The following is a 19,406-nucleotide window of genomic DNA, read 5'->3' on the forward strand; positions in this document are numbered from 1 at the left end:
TTAGCAATGATACTTTTGTAAAAATTTTGCCAAAAAGTGCTTTGAAGCCGTTATTTTCAAATTTTAGATGTAATGCCCCTTACCCCATTTTTTCTAAGCACCGGGAACAGTGCTAATCTAGGTTATTCTAATGCTAATTTCTTCATCACATGATTCCATACCTGTCGGTAAGGATATGATGAAGATAACAAAAACTTAATACGCCTAGTATTACGGATAATTACTACCCCAATTTTTAATAATTTTAAACGTATTGTACCTATTTGTGCTTTTGCTAATGCACTACCTTGTAATAAATTACCTCTGATATATTCTACTAAAGTGTATGCAAGACCCGATAAAATCATTCTGAGCTGATTAGCCCACCATCTATGACAAGAAGTACGATCTGCAAATAATTCTAGTTGTTGCTCTTTTATACGGTTTTCCATATCACCACGACCACAGTAAACTTTGTCGTATAAATCTTCAGGTTTATCTGATAAATTAGTTACTATATACCTTGGATTTTCTCCAAGCATTGTCATTTCTGCCTTACCAATTATTCTACGTTCATGACTCCAACTACCAGCCTTATATGGAAACTCACTAAAAAGACGTTGCTTTTCTTGGGTTATAATAAATGCTGCTTTTGACTTCTCCATTGTAGGTTTCAGTAACTCATTTAGTCTGTTATTTTGGGGCATTCCTACAATATATTTTATATTATGAATATCACACCAATCAAACATCTGATGACGACAAAATCCACTATCACCACGAAAAATAATCTTTACCTCTGGCCAAGCTTGGCGAAAACGTTTTACTAACAATGATAATATTGCCCAAGAATGTTTTGCTTGATCCTGCTTTGACGTCCTAAGATAACTAACTAACAGATGCTTTCCACAAAAAACATACAAAGGTAAAAAGCAATTATGACCGTAATAACCATGATAAAACTTACCTTCCTGTTGCCCATGAATTTCATCATCCGTAGCATCAAAATCAAGTATTAGCTGCTTTGGTACTATTTTATGAGACTTAATAAATTTATCAAGCATTAGTTCATGCACTTTAATTGCAAAGTGTCTATCAGCATTGTTTTCTATACGACATAAGGTAGAACTACTTGCCATATCATCAATTGTTTCCATAGCTGTTTGCATAGCAGGACATTTTCGTAGATAATTGTGGTCATTTAAATCTTCATAACCTAATGCAATACCATAAATTCGTTGCCTCAGCATTGTTGCCATATTATGGGTAATTTTACTACCATCTCGTCTATCAGGAAATATTTTAGCAAGCTCCTCTGTTATACCAAGCCTTTTATCTGCTTCTCTTAATAACAACACACCTCCATCGCTACTAATATCACCTCCAGTGAAATTTATCTCTATTGTCCGATTTTTTACTTTGGAAAACTGGTAACTATATGCTATACAATTTGTCATGACAAAATCCTTTGTATTATTCTAATGAAATACCAGTATTATACAGCTTTACGAGGATTTTGTCTCCTATATCTCATGCAATATCCGGGCTAAGCCGTTCCGATTGCTCAGTTGCTTCAATAGTGCATTTAAGCAAACGCTCATTATTAACATTTCTTAACTGGCATCTTTCCGTAATTAACGGCACAATTTTAGTCACGCCGAGTTGCGTTGCCATATTTATTGCTAGCAAAAAATTTTCCGGTTTTATTATTGCTAGCCCTAGCGTTAAGGATGGTAGCGGCGTCGGCTTTCTTAAAAGATTCGTAATGTTTATAGATAAATTATTTTTGCCGATATTGTTAATTTGTGCTATAAATTCGCCGTCGACATTATTAAAGACTCGAAACTGATCTTGTATTTTTAATCGCAGCACCGTTTTAATATAATGTCCCTGATTGTCTGTTAATTCTATTTTACTATTTGCAGCTAAGGCATTATTAATATAAATTCTATTAAGGTTGGAAAATTTCATAAATTAAAAAATATCAAACTATGGATAATAAAAAAGATAATATATTAGAAGAAGAAAATTTGCCAAAAGAAAAAGAAAGCAGTAAAGAAATAGGCGGAGCCAAAGGGTTAGAACCTACAAGATACGGCGATTGGCAGCATAAAGGCAAAGTAACAGATTTTTAGTATACTACTCATCTTTCAAGAATTATTTTTTCATTTTATCAGGGATTCACGTACTCACCTATTAAGTATAGGCTGCGTGCGTTCACCCTTCAAAATAAAATCTAATTCTTGAAATACGAGCAGTATATCTTATCCATATGAAATTAACCGAATTTTATGCCTTCATTTAGTCAAGTAAAAATCTTGCCGTATAGCCCTGTCGAATTATTTTATTTAGTGCTTGATATAGAAGCATATCCTAAATTTTTGCCTTGGTGTGCGGCTGCTAAAATTATTTCTAAAAATAATGAACAAATTATTGCCGAGTTAGTGCTGCAGGTAAAAGGATTTTCGGAAAAATATCAATCAAGTATTACATGTAAAATATTAGACGGCGAAAGATATTTAATTAATGTCGAAGCTATTTCCGGACCTTTTAAATATTTAAAGAATATATGGCAATTTTCACCGGATGTTAAAGGAAGTTTAGTAGAGTTTAATATCGATTTTAAAATGCAATCGAGTATATTAGATAAATTGATAGGGGGGTATTTTGTCAAAGCAACGGAAAAAATGATTAATGCTTTCGAAAAAAGAGCAGGGGAGGTTCTTCCATCGGATCATATTCTACCGTAATATTACTATTTGACACGTTTTATACAACATGGCATAATTTAATACTAGTCATAAAAGGAACTAAGTTATGAAAGCTTTACATACTCACTTAGATAAAAACGGTAGGATATTAATTCCTCATCAAATTAGAAACTCTCTGAAATATAAACCGGGAGACTCTTTTATTATAAATACCGTTAATGATGAATTGCGTATAATAAGTATAAAAAAAGCAATAAAAGAAGCTCAAAATTTGTTAAAGCAATATAATCATAATTTAGGTTCGCTTGTAGACGAGTTTCTTGAACAAAAATATCAAGAAGCAAAAAAAGAAAATTCTAAATTCTAATTTCAATCATGAACTTTACCAATAATACCTTTACCCTTCATTTGATTCACCTCCTTATATATTTCCTTTCTGCTATAGCTATTGCCAAATCGTTCATAAGCAAGGTCAGTGGTAGTTTTGGCAGTTAGGTTTTTAGCTAATGACAGTTTTATAAAGGCTTGTAAATCACTTATTAATTTTTCATCATTTTCATCAGCTAAGCCGGAAATTAATAAAACTATCTCGCCTTTTAAAGGATTATTTTGATAAAATTCGATTACCTCGTTAATTGGTGCTGTTTTTACCTGCTGGTAAAGCTTTGTCAGCTCCCTCGCTACGCATATTTCTCTATTGCCTAAAACTTCTTTAGCTATAACTAACGACTCTATTAGGCGTATTGCCGTATCAAAAAAGATTAAAGTAGCACGAAGATTTGCAAATTCATTAAAAATTTTCTTTTTACCTTCGATTGTTTTAGGCAAGAAACCGCAAAATAAAAACCGATCGGTCGGAAGAGCCGATAAAGTTAAAGCGGCAATCGGCGATGAAACCCCGGGGGCTATTTCTATATGATAATTAAGGGTGCATAATTCTCGTACTAACTTATACCCCGGGTCGGAAATTAAAGGCGTACCTGCATCGGATATAAGACTAACTACTTCCCCTTGATCAATTAACCTTGCAATATTTTTCCTATTCTGTTCGTCACTATGGTCATTATAAACTTGTAATTTTACCTTAATCCCATGTTTTGCTAGTAATTTTTGCGATATTCTGGTATCCTCGCACAAAATAATGCTCGAGTTTTTTAAGGTTGATAATGCCCGTAACGTTATATCTTCTAAATTTCCTATGGGTGTTGAAACAATATACAATCCAGATTTCAGATTCATAATTTTTTAAATTTTATAATAATATTTTATGGCTAGTATAAAACAAAAATTTTTAGGTTCAGTGAAGTTTTTTCAAATAATTTATATTATAGGATATTTTTTAGCGAAAATTAATAAGATTTTTGAAGGAATAGCTACTCCTATTTCAAAAAAATCTTATAATTTGCAGCAAAAAAGAGCCAGAATTAGATTATTTGAAAAAACTTCACTGAATCTCAGAATCACTTTATCATTTTTTTGCCTAGTTTATCTATCGGCTTGTCAAAGCGTTAAGGAAGAAATCCCTGTAACAAAACCAAAACCCGTGAAAGAAGAAATTGAGATTGCAATTTTAATGCCGACGACCGGAGCAGACGGAGTAGCAGGCAAGCAATATAAAGATTTAATTAAAATGGGTCTTAGCGATGCGGTAAAATCTTATATCCACGTTATTTCTTATGACGGATCGGATGAAAAAAACGTACTTGCCGCTATGGATAAGATAGTAAAGCGTAAAACCAAGATCATCCTTGGACCTTTATATTCTAATTTTACTTCGCTAATAGCCGAGAAAGCAAGAGCAAACGACATTATTATTATAACCATGTCTAATAATCCGGTATTAGCAGAAGAAAAATTATTTGTTTTCGGACATGCACCTTTAAAACAGTTAATTAGAATCATCAATTATTTCGGCGATAATAATTATAAGGATTTTATGGCTCTCTTACCTGAAGGAAAGCATTCTCAAACCGTTAATCAAGTAATACAAAATCTATTAATTCAGAAAAGTGCAACTTTGGTACGCACTGCATTTTATCTTGATACTCCTGAATCGATAGCAAAAGCGGCAGCGATTATTTCCGATAATGTTGATATCATCAATGAAAGAGAAGATTCAGCAAAACCGGTGATTTATTTATCGGATGACCCAAAGAATTTAAATTTAGTTGCATCTAGTATAGCGAAACATAATTTAGACAAAAAAGCTATTTTAATCGGCGATAATCGTATTGATATCGATTATCCGGAGAATATTAATATTAATTTTACCGGTTCTTTAAATATTGTTAATAGCAATGTGCCTGAAAGAGCTAGAGAGCTCGGAATTAATCATATAAATTTTATGCACGCTTTAGCCTACGACCTTGGCAGGATGACCGCTAGCTATATCGGCGAAGAATTTGCTTTAGAGCGATTTTTAAATAGAATGAAAAGCCGTCAACCTTATATCGGTTTATCCGGTAATATTCATTTTGTCGACTCAATAGCACAAAGGCAGTATGATATTATTAGAAAAGAAAACGGCGTATACTCTACCTTGTCATCGGGGAAGTAAGGGAGTGTTGTTGCATGGCTAGAACTTTTGATGTTATTCCCGCGAAAGCGGGAATCCAGAGAATATTTAAGCGAATTATATAGTAAATTTTTATATAATTTTGCTTATTTTAAGTGTTTTTTCTGGATTCCCGCCTACGCGGGAATGACATACTGCTACTTTTATCGATCCACGTAACAACGCCGCTATAGTCATAGGGTGACAATTTCCAATTCTTGAAGTGAGCATATAAATGATTAAAATCGGTAATATAACACTAGCTTCTAACGTGATATTGGCACCTATGTCGGGCGTTACGGATTTAGTTTTTAGGAAGTTAGTCAAAAAATTCGGTGCCGGTCTTGTAGTTTCAGAGATGGTAGCAAGTAGAGCAATGATTGTAGAATCACGGCAATCCTTACAAAAATGTGCAATCATTCATGATGACGAAACCGGTGCATGCGTTCAGCTTGCCGGTTGCGAGCCTGAGGTTATAGCGGAATCGGCAAAAATGAACGAAGATATGGGTGCTAAGATTATTGACCTTAATTTTGGCTGTCCGGCAAAAAAAGTAGTAGGCGGCTATTCCGGTTCGGCTTTAATGAGAGATGAGGGACTGGCGGCAAAAATTTTTGCAGCAACCGTTAAGGCGGTAAAAGTTCCGGTAACCGTTAAGATGCGTACAGGCTGGGACGATCAAACCAGAAATGCACCGATGCTTGCAAAAATTGCCGAAGACTCAGGAATTCAAATGATTACCGTTCACGGAAGGACAAGATGCCAGTTTTATTCAGGCAGTGCCGATTGGGAGTTTATAAGGCACGTCAAAGAAGAGGTTAAAATTCCGGTTATTGCCAACGGTGATATTAATAGTTTTGACAAAGCTAAAGAGGCTTTAAAACAATCAGGGGCAGACGGGATTATGATAGGTAGAGGTGCTTACGGCAAGCCGTGGCTAACTTCACAAATCGCTCATTATTTGCAAACCGGTGAAGAAACCCCACCCCCTTCTATAGCTGAGCAGCTTAGTATAATCATTGAACATTATGAAGCATTATTAGAATATTACGGCAGTAATACCGGTGTGCCACTTGCTCGAAAACATATAGGTTGGTATAGTAGCGGTCTACCTAACTCGGCAGAATTTAGGGGAGCTATTAATTTAATGAATGATCCGATAGCGGTAAAGGATAAAATAACAGAGTTTTATAATACATGTAATGCATAACATGCTTAGGCGTTGTTGCATGGTTCGAATTTCCGATGTCATTCCCGCAAAAGCGGGAATCCAGAAAAAAATATTTTTAAGTCATCCTGAATTTATTTCAGGATCTACTAAAAAAGATACTGAAACGAGTTCAGCATGACAAAAAAAGTCTGGATTCCCGCTTTTGCGGGAATGACATACGGCACTTTTTTCGATCCACGCAACAACGCCCCCAGGCTGGAATGACATAAAGAGGAATGACATTCACGCTTCTAAATTTTTATCTTTTGGATAAAACCAAATAATTAATAGCCCAAATAAAAGGCAAAGATTTAACAGCAAATTATATTCGGTCATTGATAAATCGAATATTTTTAATGTTGCTTTAGTACAGGAGGTTATCGGCTGACTATAAAATATTTCTTTAATATGTTTTATAGATAAACCTTTCGGGATATGAACCATTGAGGAGCAAAGAGCACTCGGCTCAAAAATTCCTCTCTCTATGCCGCTATGGTAAGTAGATAATAAGCAGGAACTAAGTATAGTAAGGAAAATAAAACCTAAACTATATTTACTTAATTTTTTAATCAGTAAAGCAGTTAAAGAAATTTTAATTAAAGTTAAATAAGGAAATCTTTCATATACACATAAGGGGCAAGGAGTATAATGTAATATATATTCGGCAAAATAAGCGGTAGTTAAAGCAATTATAGAAATCGTAATTAGCCCTAAATGCAGGATACGAAAATTATCTTTTCTAACGAAATTTATAACTGAAACAATTAACATAGTTATTTAAATTTTTTTTATAATTAATAAAATTGTCTAAAACTATAAAAAACACAAGTCATATTTTACAATTAATTAAATTTAGTGTATACTCTTCTGCTTTGAAGAATTGTTTATGCAAAACTTCGGGGGATTCGCATGCTCACCTATTAAGTATAGGCTGTGCGTGCTCACCCCTCGTTTTACATTCCAATTATCCAAATCATTTGAGTATTAGATTATCTTTCATTATCAATATAGCACAAGTAAAATAAAAAAATGTCAGAAATATTTGAAGATGCAATAAAGTCAAATGCTTGGCCTTTTCTAGAGGCAAAAAAAATATTAGATCATTTAAAAGGTAAAATACCCGCTAAAGGTTATGTATTATTTGAAACGGGTTACGGACCTTCAGGACTACCGCATATCGGCACTTTTGGAGAAAATACTCGAACAATTATGGTGCAGGAAGCGTTTAAACAATTATCCGATATTCCGACAAAATTAATTTGTTTCTCCGATGATATGGACGGGTTACGTAAAGTACCGAGTAATATCCCCAATCCTGAAATGGTAGCTGCACATATGGATCAGCCGTTAACTGCTATTCCCGATCCGTTCGGCGAATATGAAAGTTACGGTCATTATATGAATGCTAAAATGCGTTCATTTCTTGATAGGTTCAGCTTTAACTATGAGTTTTATAGTAGTACGTATTGTTATAAATCAGGTATGTTTGATGAGATGATGATGCGAGTACTAGAAAAATATGACGAAATAATGGAATTAATGCTGCCGACTTTTCGAGCCGAGAGAAAGGCAACCTATTCGCCTTTTATGCCTATTTGCCCTGATACCGGTAAAGTTTTGCAGGTAGCTATCGAAAAAATTGATCCGAGTAGCGGCACGGTTACTTATAAAAATGAAGTAGGTAAGTTTGTAGAAGTACCCGTAACAAAAGGACATTGTAAATTACAATGGAAGCCGGATTTCGGTATGCGCTGGGCGGCTTTAAGCATTGATTATGAAATGTACGGCAAAGATCATTTAGCAAATGCACGTCTTTATTCCGAGATTTGCCGAATTCTTGGCGGAGTTCCGCCGGTGCAATTATGTTGTGAATTATTTCTTGATGAAAACGGCGAAAAAATTTCTAAATCTAAAGGTAATAGCATCAGCGTTGACGATTGGCTAAAATATGCACCGCTTGAAAGTATGTCGCTTTTTATGTATCAATCGCCGACTAGAGCAAAAAGGTTATATTTTGATATAATACCCAAAAACGTTGATGAATATATTACTTTTAATAAAAAATATCATGCGGAAGAAGAGCCGGTAAAGAAATTAGCCAATCCTGTTTATCATATTCATCACGGACAAGTACCGAAAATTGAGACTTTTGGCATTACTTATGCATTACTATTAAATTTAGCTTCAGTATGTAATCCTTCAGATAAATCAGTACTTTGGGCGTTTATTACAAGGTATGAACCGAAAGCAACAGCTGAAACTGCTTTATATCTTGATCATTTAGCAGATTTTGCGGTAAAATACTTTAATGACTTTATTAAAGCGTATAAATCATATTTAACGCCGACGGCTAAACACAAGATTATTTTAGAAGATATTTTAAAAATGTTGGTTAGTTTAGCGGCTGATGCAGAATCTGAGGAAATTCAGACGGCAATATATGATATCGGTATGAAAGCCGGTTATGAAAATTTACGTGATTATTTTAAAGAATTATATCAGATATTACTCGGGCAAAGTGAAGGTCCAAGGCTTGGAACTTTTATTAAGCTTTTCGGAGTAGCGGAAACGATAAAGCTAATCAACGAGAAGCTAGGTAAAAGTGCTTAAGATGTCATTCCTGCGAAAACGGGGTGTTGTTGCATGGCTCGGAAATTGTTGCAAAAAGGGTGTCATTCCCGCGAAAGCGGGAATCCAGTCTAGCGTCATGCTGAACTCGTTTCAGCATCTCTTGCAACAGATCCTGAAATAAATTCAGGATGACTTTTATAGTTTTTTCTGGATTCCTGCTTTCGCAGGAATGACATAGAGTTATACAACAAAGTTATTCTTTCGCACGAATGACATCAACGCTAAAATAAAAACAAAACTATTAACAAATGAACGATATTTTTTCTAGTACATTACCTATTTTTTTGATTACTATCCTTGGTAGTATTATCAAAACAAAATGGTTGACTTCAGAAGAATTTTGGCGAGGGATAGAAAAACTATCATATTTCGTATTATTTCCGGCGATGCTTTTTAATTACGTGTCCACTGCGGATTTAAGCGTTTCATCAATAATAAAACTAGTATTCGCTCTTATTATATCCACTTGTATTATCTCGATTATTTTAGCTATTTATCAGAAAAAATATAATATTAATAAAGTACAATTTACTTCCATATTTCAAGGTTCAATTCGTTATAATAGTTACATTTTCTTTGGCATAAGTGCTCCGCTACTGGGTGAAGAAGGGCTGGCGATAGTTGCAGTAATTTCTTCTTATATGATTATTTTTACTAATATTTTATCGGTTATAATTTTTGCTTATTATATTCCCGATAAATCAGTAGCCACTACTCTTAAAACCAGCATTCTTTTAATGGTTAAGCTAATAATCCGCAATCCGTTAATTATCGCCAGTATTGTCGGATTTATGTTTAATTATTCTAACCTTGAACTACATTTAGGTTTGAAGAAAACATTAGATAGTCTATCTAATGCGGCTTTAGCTATAGGCATGTTGAATGTTGGGGCAGGTCTTAATTTTACTATCCATAAAGAACTTTTATTTAACGTAATATTAACAAGTTTTGTCAAATTAATAGCTTTTCCGTTAGTTACGGTAATAGTTTTATGGTTAATGTCAATTGACGGCGTTAACAAATCCGTAGGGGTATTATATAGCTGTTTGCCTTGTGCAAGCACGGCGTATGTATTATCTCGTCAACTTGGCGGCGATCCGGAATCAATGGCATCTATCATAACATTTACTACTTTTTTCTCACTCATCACTCTATCGATTATTATGTATATGTTGGGGTGAGGGGGATGTTTGCGACGTCATTCCCGCTATCTTCTATGCCATTCCCGTGCTGCCTTTTATGTCATTCCCGCGGAGGCGGGAATCCAGAAAAAACACTTAAAATAAGCAAAATTATATAAAAATTTACTATATAACTCGCTTAAATATTCTCTGGATTCCCGCCTCCGCGGGAATGACATAAAAAATTTGATCCACGCAACAATGCCGCCACACTATAGTAATAACTATAAATTTTACTCACCTGTAAAACTAAGGGTTTCTCCTACTAATTCTGGTTGTATTACATCATCCAAATTTAAATAAGAACTAATATGTGTTAGTATTTCATTAGGCAGTCCTATAGTACTATTCTGTTTTACAACCCTCGTAAGCTCAAAATAATGCTGATTGATATAAGAATCAATCTTATTCGCTTCATCGGATAAATTAGTATTTTCTGATAGTGAATCTAAGAATTTTTTATTTTCTTCATATTTTTTAAGGTCTTTACGGCTAGTTAATGCAGGATTTTTAGCAATTTCTATTATCGAATCTAATTTTTCATGTGGGTTGTTAATTACTATCTTAGCCCCCACTCCAGCAGGTAAAACAACGTTTGATCCATTAGCATCGCCATAAGTGCTAAGTGCTTCAGCTGAATTATGAATATGGTAATTAGCTCCATGATGAGTAAAATTAAAATCTGATTGTGCACATATAGTTACTGAATTCATTGGCAAATCTTTACCGCTTTGAGTAAATTTACTATTTTCTCCTACAGAAACAGCTACAGGCACTGTTCCTTCATAATTATTATTTAAATTTATAGCACCGTGAACAATATTAATATTATTTAAAGGTAGCTCACTACTAGCAATTGTAAGATTGTGATTATCATAAACTTCAATATCAGTAAGACCGCATATTGTAAGAGGCATATTATCAGTAACAGTAAAAGGACCGCTAATTATTACATTACCCTCTACTGACACTGTAATCATTGGAGCATTTTCACTTAATTTTACAATAGGATTTAAAGCGTTCTCCTTTATTGTTAATTTAGCCCGGATATTGCATGAGATATAGGAGACAAAATCCTCGTAAAGCTGTATAATACTGGTATTTCATTAGAATAATACAAAGGATTTTGTCATGACAAATTGTATAGCATATAGTTACCAGTTTTCCAAAGTAAAAAATCGGACAATAGAGATAAATTTCACTGGAGGTGATATTAGTAGCGATGGAGGTGTGTTGTTATTAAGAGAAGCAGATAAAAGGCTTGGTATAACAGAGGAGCTTGCTAAAATATTTCCTGATAGACGAGATGGTAGTAAAATTACCCATAATATGGCAACAATGCTGAGGCAACGAATTTATGGTATTGCATTAGGTTATGAAGATTTAAATGACCACAATTATCTACGAAAATGTCCTGCTATGCAAACAGCTATGGAAACAATTGATGATATGGCAAGTAGTTCTACCTTATGTCGTATAGAAAACAATGCTGATAGACACTTTGCAATTAAAGTGCATGAACTAATGCTTGATAAATTTATTAAGTCTCATAAAATAGTACCAAAGCAGCTAATACTTGATTTTGATGCTACGGATGATGAAATTCATGGGCAACAGGAAGGTAAGTTTTATCATGGTTATTACGGTCATAATTGCTTTTTACCTTTGTATGTTTTTTGTGGAAAGCATCTGTTAGTTAGTTATCTTAGGACGTCAAAGCAGGATCAAGCAAAACATTCTTGGGCAATATTATCATTGTTAGTAAAACGTTTTCGCCAAGCTTGGCCAGAGGTAAAGATTATTTTTCGTGGTGATAGTGGATTTTGTCGTCATCAGATGTTTGATTGGTGTGATATTCATAATATAAAATATATTGTAGGAATGCCCCAAAATAACAGACTAAATGAGTTACTGAAACCTACAATGGAGAAGTCAAAAGCAGCATTTATTATAACCCAAGAAAAGCAACGTCTTTTTAGTGAGTTTCCATATAAGGCTGGTAGTTGGAGTCATGAACGTAGAATAATTGGTAAGGCAGAAATGACAATGCTTGGAGAAAATCCAAGGTATATAGTAACTAATTTATCAGATAAACCTGAAGATTTATACGACAAAGTTTACTGTGGTCGTGGTGATATGGAAAACCGTATAAAAGAGCAACAACTAGAATTATTTGCAGATCGTACTTCTTGTCATAGATGGTGGGCTAATCAGCTCAGAATGATTTTATCGGGTCTTGCATACACTTTAGTAGAATATATCAGAGGTAATTTATTACAAGGTAGTGCATTAGCAAAAGCACAAATAGGTACAATACGTTTAAAATTATTAAAAATTGGGGTAGTAATTATCCGTAATACTAGGCGTATTAAGTTTTTGTTATCTTCATCATATCCTTACCGACAGGTATGGAATCATGTGATGAAGAAATTAGCATTAGAATAACCTAGATTAGCACTGTTCCCGGTGCTTAGAAAAAATGGGGTAAGGGGCATTACATCTAAAATTTGAAAATAACGGCTTCAAAGCACTTTTTGGCAAAATTTTTACAAAAGTATCATTGCTAATATTATAAATTACTCAATTTCTTACTTTAAATCTCACTTCATGCAATATCCGGGTTAGGCATATCTATTTTCCTCAATTTAATCGTTAAGTAATTATTAATTAGAACGGCATTATAGATAATAAATTTTAACAAATCAACAATTTATTAATAATATATTAAATCTTAATATATTATTTTTTTTCATTGAAGCAAAGTTGTTATATGGCTCGAATTTTTGCAAAACGTACGGTGTCATGCCGTGATTTGATCCTGTGTTGTTGCGTGGATCGATAAAAGTAGCAGTATGTCATTCCCGCGAAGGCGGGAATCCAGAAAAAACACTTAAAATAAGCAAAATTATATAGAAATTTACTATATAATTCGCTTAAATATTCTCTGGATTCCCGCCTTCGCGGGAATGACATCAAAAATTCTATCTATGCAACAACGCAACAATGCCGCCCCACTATGACACCATACTTGTAATGACCATAGAGCCACGCAACAATGCCGCCTCGTCATGACGGATTTTTATTAATTTTCTGGATGGCCACGTCGGCACGATGTACCTCCTCGCAATGACGTTTGAGGGATCCACGCAACAATGCCCAAAGCCCACTGGACCTTATAAATACCTTGTATTTTATGATCATTTTAATAATTTCTTGATCTAAATCTCTATAAGTTATAAATTACAACCAAGTAATATAATTATAATTATAAAATATATGGATGAAATGAATAAAATTAATTACGCTGAAGCGTTAGAATATCATAGCAAAGGTAAAGCAGGAAAAATTGCTATTTCTCCGACAAAGCCTTTAGTTACGCAGCAAGATTTGTCTCTAGCTTATTCTCCGGGTGTGGCGGCTCCTTGCCTTGAGATTGCTAAAAATATCGATGATATTTATAAATATACCGCAAGGGGTAATATGGTGGCAGTAATATCTAACGGCACTGCTGTTTTGGGGCTAGGTAATTTAGGTGCTGCTGCTTCAAAACCGGTGATGGAAGGCAAGGCAGTTTTATTTAAAAATTTTGCCGATATCGACGCTATAGATTTGGAGATTAATACGGAAGATCCTGAGGAATTTATTAATGCGGTAAAATATCTTAATTATAGTTTTGGCGGTATTAACCTTGAAGATATTAAAGCCCCTGAATGTTTTATAATTGAAGAAAAACTGAAAAGTCTCATGGAAATACCGGTATTTCATGATGATCAGCATGGAACGGCAATTATTACCGCTGCCGGACTTATAAATGCCGCACATCTTACTAACCGCTCGTTTAGCGATCTTAAAATTGTTGTAAACGGTGCAGGAGCAGCAGCGATTGCCTGCATTGAGTTATTGATAGCTCTTGGAGCCGACAAGTCAAATATAATTTTGTGCGATACGAAGGGAGTAATCTATAAAGGTCGCACTAGTGGCATGAATAAATGGAAAGAGCTGTATGCACAAGAGACGGATTTACGCACTCTTTCGGAAGCTATGGCGTCGGCTAACGTATTTTTAGGATTATCTTCAAAAGGTGCGGTATCAAAAGAAATGGTGGCTAAAATGGCTAAAGACCCGATTATTTTTGCCATGGCTAACCCCGATCCGGAAATTACCCCCGAGGAAATAAAGTTAGTTAGGAGTGATGCAATTATTGCCACGGGTCGCTCTGATTATAATAACCAAATTAATAACGTTATGGGCTTTCCGTATATCTTTCGAGGAGCCTTGGACGTTCGAGCTAAAACCATTAATCAAGAAATGAAAATAGCCGCTGCACAGGCAATAGCGGGTCTTGCTAGAAAGCCCGTGCCGGAAGAAGTATATAAAGCTTATTTCGGCTATAAAATGGTTTTCGGACCTGATTATATTATTCCCGTGCCTTTCGATCCTCGATTAATTACCGTAGTGCCGCTCGCCGTTGCTAAAGCTGCGATAGATAGTAAAGTTGCTAAAATTACCGACTTTAATATTAATAAATATAAGAAAGAATTAGAAAGTAGACTAAACCCTACTTCTAATTATATGAGTTTGCTTGCCGAAAAAATACATAATGCACCTCTTAAAAGAATCATATTTGCCGAAGGAGAAGAGGAAGAAGTAATTATGGCAGCGATTATGATGCGTGACGATAAACTAGGTCATCCTATTATAATAGGACGTCAGGAAAAAATAGCAGCTACTTTAAAAAAAATAGGGCAAGGTACTAATTTAGACGACATAGAAATAATGAATGCGGCTATTAACAAGAATCTTGATAAATATATTGATTATTTATATGAAAGATTGCAACGCAAAGGATATCTCTACCGAGATTGTGCAAAATTAGTTAAAACGGATAAAAATATTTTTGCCGCTTGTATGATAGCGTGCGGCGATGGGGATGCGGTACTAACAGGGATCACCAAGAGTTATGCAGATAGCCTTGAAGATATAATGAGGGTAATCTCGGTAAAACAGAATCGCAGAATTTTAGGCTATTCTATTATGATCGCTAAGGAGCAGAACATAATTATTGCCGATAATAGTATTACTGAATTTCCAAATAGCTGGGAGCTTGCTCAAATTGCCGTACAGACCGCAGAAATTGCTAAAAATATGGGCATGACACCGCGGGTTGCACTTCTTTCCTTCTCGAATTTTGGTAATGCTACTAAAGAAAAAACCGCTCGTATTCGTGAAGCGGTAAAAATATTAGATAATTTTCAGGAAGATGATGAGCCGGAACTTAATAATATGAAGCTAGATTTTGAATATGACGGTGAAATGTCGGTAAATGTAGCTCTGAATTCTAATTTACGCAAATTATATGAATTTTGTCGGTTATCGGGACCGGCCAACGTGTTAATTATGCCTGGTTTAAATTCCGCTGCTATCTCTACCGAATTACTTCAAGAATTTTCTTCAAATAGCTTTATCGGTCCAATAACCAACGGTTTTAAATATCCGGTTCAAATTTTACAAACCGGTGCTACTGCTAATGATATATTAAAAATTGCAACTTTTGCTTGTATTGAAGCAGCTTTTAGTAGTTAATTTAATAAAATATATAAAGTGTTTGAATTAAGGTAACTTTATATGTATAAAGATATATGAAAGATTAAAATTAATTAACTTAATAGGGGATATTATGGCTTTCTCTGAAAAAAATAAAAAAGAAATAATTAATTTTTTTAATAATCATTCTAAAGATGGTATAAAAAAAATTAAAGATTTATGTTTGCAAGAAAATAAAGATTTTGTAGAAGAAACCGCTAAGTTTTTTTATGAAAAAAAAAGAAATTTAAATTTAGAATCGGTAGGAGATTATCTAGGAACCGGCGGAATAGATAACCAAAAAATATTAAAAAATTTTGTTGAACAATTTGATTTTAAAGAAAAGTTTTTTTTAGAAAGTTTACGGGATTATTTAAAAGCCTTTAAGTTACCGGGTGAAGCTCAAAAAATAGATAGGTTAGTTGAAGCTTTTGGAGAAAAATACTGTGAACAAAACCGGAACGGGGAAATAAAAAGTAAAGATGCTGCATATATATTAGCGTTTCAAACAATCATGCTTAATACCGATCTGCATAGTTCTAGTATTGCCGCTTCACGAAAAATGACTTTTGAAGAGTTGAAGAAAAATTTGCGTGGCACAAATGATAACGGAGATTTTAATGAAGAATTTTTAAAAAAATTATATGGTAAAATAAAAGCAGAGCCGTTTGAATTAAATTTTACGGAAAATGCCGCCGGTTATGAGATAAACAATGTAAATTCTCAGAATGATAAGGTTTTTAAGAATTTAAATAATTTCCTTGAGAGTAAGGATAATGATATAAAAAATATTTTTCCTAAGTTAAAAGATATTGATGGATTAAAAACAGAGCTAGATCAACCAAAATTTTGGTTAAATAAATTTACGGGCTACGCAGGAGGGATAAAGATCCAAGATACAAAAGGCGTGGAAGTTCAAATACAAATTTATGAACCAAATATTTTCTCAAAATGGTTCTTGGGGGATAAATCTAAAGTTATAATACAACCTTTATGTGAAGATGGAAAACAACCGACACCGGAGGCTGTCAATTTAGCTGCTCAAATTGCTGCAAGTTTTGATACAGAGGTAATCGGTATTAAAGCGACTTATGATTATTTAAAAGAAGACTTAGAAAAAGCTTATAAAATTTTGCGATTTCCTGACCGGGTAAAAACTCCTATTGTCAGCACTACCACACAGCTTCATAATTTGTTGAAAGAGACAACAGAGAAGTTGCAAAAGGAAGAGCCGGAATTACAAAAAGTTAAAGATAAGCAGTTATCACCTGAAGCAAAATTTAATGATCTTGAAACAGCAGACCTAGGAGATAAATCATCAGATAATAAAATTAGCCAAGTAACCGAGAAGAAACCGCTTACTCTTGCAGAAGAACTGGCAGCAAAATTTGCGGCTAGCAAGAAACAAGATGCTACTGCTCGGACTTCATTCTCTCAAGTAAAAACTTCTGAAGAGAAAATAAATAATCATGCACAACGTTTAGAAGAGTTAAAACAACAGCAAATAGTAGCACAGAAATCAAAAAAAGATGCTGAAGCCGAACTAAAAAAATTGAGAGCAAAAAAAGGAACGGCTCAAGATAAAGCACTAATAAATAGTATTAACGAACGCATGAGAGAGATTAATAATAAAATTATACCGGTCGCTGAGGCCACATTAAAAAGTTGTGAAAAAGAAATAAATACTATAAAAGATACTGACAAAAGAGCAAAGCAATTTGACAATAAAAATAGTAGTAATAAGGCGACAAAATCAGAGCCAACAGCCCTAGAGAGACAGGCTCAAGGAGCTATGGCTGCGATAAAGCGTAAAAAAGAAGAAGTGGATAGACAAAAACAGCAAATATCGGGAGTAGTAAGTAATGAACCGCATCAATCTTCTAAAATGCTGCTATCACCTAGTGCTGTTTCAATGTCTCCTCCACCGCCTCCGCCTCTACCTCATGCCGGATGGAAACCGCAAGCCGTAAATAAATCGGAAATTCCTATTAATATACAACAACAAGCGACTAAGGCCGGAGAGTTAATTAAGAAAGAACCTGCTAAAAGTAGCGAGCAAAATGACCATAAACAAGAATTAGCAAACGCCATAAAAAATCCTCAACTGAAAAAGGTTGATCATCGTTCTCGGGGGTAATAGTTTGCTTACTCGGGATTTTGTAGGATAGTGTGAGTGTGAGCGGCATTGTTGCGTGGATCGAATTTTTGCAAAGCGTTCAATGTCATTCTAGTTCCTTGATCACGGCATCCAGTCTTTTTATTAAGGTTTTTTCTGGATACCGTGGTCAAGCCACGGTATGACACCATACTTGTAATAACCATAATACGGTAAATTATGAGCCACACAACAACGCTTTTAGTCGCTCGCAGTGACGTTTGTGGTATCCATGCAACAATGCCGCTCATCCCTTTAGCATACAGTGATATTATCTTCTGATCCAAGCCATCAATTCTAGTTTGCTTCTTGCCTATAATTGCCGGCTGAAATTTACCCCCTCTATCTCATATTTAACTCTATAGCCCCATTCTCTGTGGTTACATCCTTACCAAAACTTCCATTCCTAGCATTCTGAGTCTCTTTACTGCCATATTTGGAATTGCTGCTGCTTATATCATAAATCGTTTGAAACAAAATAATTATAATAATAAATCACTTAACGTGTTGCCAAATGATAAAAATTTGTTTACTATATTAGAAGTAAGCATTAATAATAAATTACTTAATATATTGCCAAATAGTAAAAATTTATTTACTATATACAGAAGTAAGTATTAATAATAATGAAAATCAGAGGTAGGTTATGCAAAGACATGAATTAACTGATGAACATCAGGCAATAGTAAAGCAGGCAGAAGAAGATGCAACCTATATCCTAAATCGTTTGAAACAAAATAATTATAATAAATCACTTAACGCGTTACCGGATGATTACGGCGGTGATGTAAACTCTACGAATAAATCAATTGGTAGCACTGAAATTAACCCATACTATATTACGGTAGGCAGTATAGCTTCTAGTGCTGTAGCCTTGTATCTTATTAATAAATATTGTTTTGTGATTACTAAGTGGCCAATTATAGCTTATAAATATATTACTAGAAATTGTGGAATATCTGATCAGCAAATTAATGATAATGGAATAGCATTATCGAAGGTTGCAGAAAATAAGGAGGATAATAATGTAAAGATAGTAAGAACTCCTGAAGAAGCAATGAAATTATTTAAACAAGAACAAGCTAATGCTCAGGCTAATAGTAAAGCAGAGAGTGATACTGATGAACCACTTTATACCCCAATGCTTGGTGATGAGGAAACAGAATATTTAATACCTAATAATCCACACTATGCAAATATTCCGATTGCAGAGAATATACATGAAGAAATATATAATGATATAAAAGTGATAGGCCATCATATGTAGAAGTTTAGACGGAGTTATATTTTATACACCTATTCATCAGAACTAAGATAGTTTATACAAAAAATATGAGTATATGAAATACTTTTTCAATACTCCGTCTAAACTTCCACAGGAGCTTAGATGGATGTTAATGAT

The 19,406-nt window shown here is 34.3% G+C and carries 14 protein-coding genes and 2 pseudogenes; 11 read left to right on the forward strand and 5 right to left on the reverse strand.

Features of this window, described 5'->3' with window-relative positions; translation table 11 throughout:
- Positions 1-122: 122 nt before the first annotated feature.
- Positions 123-1,436: an IS1380 family transposase gene (locus AAGD48_RS02460; protein ID WP_341789277.1), complete on the reverse strand. Its 1,314-nt coding sequence runs from the start codon at positions 1,434-1,436 to the stop codon at positions 123-125.
- 79 nt (positions 1,437-1,515) lie between these two features.
- Positions 1,516-1,950 (reverse strand): annotated as a pseudogene (locus AAGD48_RS02465) (16S rRNA (uracil(1498)-N(3))-methyltransferase); the annotation flags it as partial.
- A gap of 38 nt (positions 1,951-1,988) precedes the next feature.
- Between AAGD48_RS02465 and AAGD48_RS02470 the strand changes: the two are divergent.
- The 3 genes and pseudogenes from AAGD48_RS02470 to AAGD48_RS02480 all read left to right on the forward strand — a co-directional run.
- Positions 1,989-2,114: pseudogene (locus tag AAGD48_RS02470) on the forward strand (DUF1674 domain-containing protein); the annotation flags it as partial.
- A gap of 156 nt (positions 2,115-2,270) precedes the next feature.
- Positions 2,271-2,729 carry a type II toxin-antitoxin system RatA family toxin gene (locus AAGD48_RS02475; protein WP_341790319.1) on the forward strand — a complete coding sequence of 153 codons (459 nt, stop codon included), beginning with the start codon at positions 2,271-2,273 and terminating at the stop codon, positions 2,727-2,729.
- A 67-nt stretch (positions 2,730-2,796) separates the two neighbouring features.
- Positions 2,797-3,057, forward strand: a complete 261-nt coding sequence (locus AAGD48_RS02480) for an AbrB/MazE/SpoVT family DNA-binding domain-containing protein (RefSeq protein ID WP_341790320.1) — start codon at positions 2,797-2,799, stop codon at positions 3,055-3,057.
- Positions 3,058-3,059: 2 nt separating this feature from the next.
- On the opposite strand, the gene rsmI is transcribed toward AAGD48_RS02480, so the two are convergent.
- The gene (gene rsmI / locus AAGD48_RS02485) at positions 3,060-3,929 is read right to left on the reverse strand and encodes a 16S rRNA (cytidine(1402)-2'-O)-methyltransferase (protein ID WP_341790321.1); all 870 of its coding nucleotides are present in this window, start codon (positions 3,927-3,929) and stop codon (positions 3,060-3,062) included.
- Between the two features lie 28 nt (positions 3,930-3,957).
- Between rsmI and AAGD48_RS02490 the strand changes: the two genes are divergently transcribed.
- A complete protein-coding gene (locus AAGD48_RS02490; protein WP_341790322.1) occupies positions 3,958-5,247 on the forward strand; it encodes a penicillin-binding protein activator in 1,290 nt (429 codons plus the stop codon).
- A 232-nt stretch (positions 5,248-5,479) separates the two neighbouring features.
- On the forward strand, positions 5,480-6,454 hold the full coding sequence (gene dusB / locus AAGD48_RS02495) for a tRNA dihydrouridine synthase DusB (protein WP_341790323.1): 975 nt from the start codon (positions 5,480-5,482) through the stop codon (positions 6,452-6,454).
- Between the two features lie 243 nt (positions 6,455-6,697).
- On the opposite strand, the gene AAGD48_RS02500 is transcribed toward dusB, so the two are convergent.
- Positions 6,698-7,225, reverse strand: a complete 528-nt coding sequence (locus tag AAGD48_RS02500; protein ID WP_341790324.1) for a disulfide bond formation protein B — start codon at positions 7,223-7,225, stop codon at positions 6,698-6,700.
- A 258-nt stretch (positions 7,226-7,483) separates the two neighbouring features.
- On the opposite strand from AAGD48_RS02500, the gene AAGD48_RS02505 reads away from it, so the two are divergent.
- Positions 7,484-9,064 carry a lysine--tRNA ligase gene (locus AAGD48_RS02505; RefSeq protein WP_341790325.1) on the forward strand — a complete coding sequence of 527 codons (1,581 nt, stop codon included), beginning with the start codon at positions 7,484-7,486 and terminating at the stop codon, positions 9,062-9,064.
- Between the two features lie 269 nt (positions 9,065-9,333).
- Complete coding sequence (locus AAGD48_RS02510; RefSeq protein ID WP_341790326.1) at positions 9,334-10,266, forward strand: AEC family transporter; 933 nt, start codon at positions 9,334-9,336, stop codon at positions 10,264-10,266.
- A gap of 233 nt (positions 10,267-10,499) precedes the next feature.
- Here the strand turns inward: AAGD48_RS02510 and AAGD48_RS02515 are convergent, their stop codons facing one another.
- Positions 10,500-11,183, reverse strand: a complete 684-nt coding sequence (locus AAGD48_RS02515) for a hypothetical protein (protein WP_341790327.1) — start codon at positions 11,181-11,183, stop codon at positions 10,500-10,502.
- Between the two features lie 214 nt (positions 11,184-11,397).
- On the opposite strand from AAGD48_RS02515, the gene AAGD48_RS02520 reads away from it, so the two are divergent.
- From AAGD48_RS02520 to AAGD48_RS02535, 4 genes are all read left to right on the forward strand, one after another.
- Positions 11,398-12,711 carry an IS1380 family transposase gene (locus AAGD48_RS02520; protein WP_341789277.1) on the forward strand — a complete coding sequence of 438 codons (1,314 nt, stop codon included), beginning with the start codon at positions 11,398-11,400 and terminating at the stop codon, positions 12,709-12,711.
- 831 nt (positions 12,712-13,542) lie between these two features.
- Positions 13,543-15,849: an NADP-dependent malic enzyme gene (locus AAGD48_RS02525; RefSeq protein ID WP_341790328.1), complete on the forward strand. Its 2,307-nt coding sequence runs from the start codon at positions 13,543-13,545 to the stop codon at positions 15,847-15,849.
- A gap of 94 nt (positions 15,850-15,943) precedes the next feature.
- A complete protein-coding gene (gene ralF, locus AAGD48_RS02530; RefSeq protein WP_341790329.1) occupies positions 15,944-17,986 on the forward strand; it encodes a T4SS guanine nucleotide exchange effector RalF in 2,043 nt (680 codons plus the stop codon).
- A 664-nt stretch (positions 17,987-18,650) separates the two neighbouring features.
- A complete protein-coding gene (locus AAGD48_RS02535) occupies positions 18,651-19,271 on the forward strand; it encodes a hypothetical protein (RefSeq protein WP_341790330.1) in 621 nt (206 codons plus the stop codon).
- Positions 19,272-19,406 lie beyond the last annotated feature (135 nt).

Source organism: Rickettsia endosymbiont of Polydrusus tereticollis, assembly GCF_964026385.1.
Lineage (GTDB): Bacteria > Pseudomonadota > Alphaproteobacteria > Rickettsiales > Rickettsiaceae > Rickettsia.